At 66.0% G+C, this 656-nt stretch carries 1 protein-coding gene; it reads right to left on the bottom strand.

Translation table 11 applies throughout. The annotated features are described in order from the left end of the window. Positions 1–656 (bottom strand): substrate-binding domain-containing protein (locus EOA36_RS36565; RefSeq protein ID WP_145969564.1); only part of this gene is annotated, 656 nt, incomplete at both ends.

The following is a 656-nucleotide window of genomic DNA, read 5'->3' as shown; positions in this document are numbered from 1 at the left end:
CACAAGGCCCTTGACCGAACTCAGCTGGCCGACGAAGCCGGCATTGTCGGCGCCGACCACCGGCACCAGCGGCGCCTGCGATTCGACCAGCGCGTCGACGATGACGTTGTCGATGCCGGAGGTCCACACGCCATTGAACGGCGTGCCGGTGGCCAGGAACGACAGCATCTGCTGCTTGGCCTGGTCCTGCTGCCAGCCGGTGAAGACTTCCTGCGCGACCTTGACGTCGGGGAATTCGGCCAGCGCCTTCTTGAAGCCTTTGTCGCGATCGGAGTCGGCCGAAGCGCCGGCGGCACCGCGCATGTAAAACACCTCGCCCTTGCCGCCCATCTGGCCGAACAGCCATTTGGCGCCGAGATAGGCGTACTGCTCCTGGTTGTTGGAGATGATGTAGGCTGAAGGCTCGGTGACCGCCTGGTCGACGGCGACGACGACGATGCCGGCCTTGGTCGCCTCTTCGAGGCCCGCCTTGATGCCGGCCGGATCGGCGGGGTTGACGACGATGGCGTCGACCTTGGCGCTGATCAGGTTGCGGATGTCCTCGAGCTGCCCGGCGGCATCGGTGTTGCGGTGGGCGATGTTGAGCTTGGTCACTTCGCCGGAGGCGAGCGCCTGCGCCTTCATGGCGCAGACCATCTCCTCGCGCCAGCCATTGC

This window comes from Mesorhizobium sp. M8A.F.Ca.ET.021.01.1.1, from assembly GCF_003998025.1.
In the GTDB taxonomy this organism is placed as follows: domain Bacteria; phylum Pseudomonadota; class Alphaproteobacteria; order Rhizobiales; family Rhizobiaceae; genus Mesorhizobium.
Note: the sequence above shows the minus strand (reverse complement) of the source record. Positions and strands in the feature narration are given on the sequence as shown.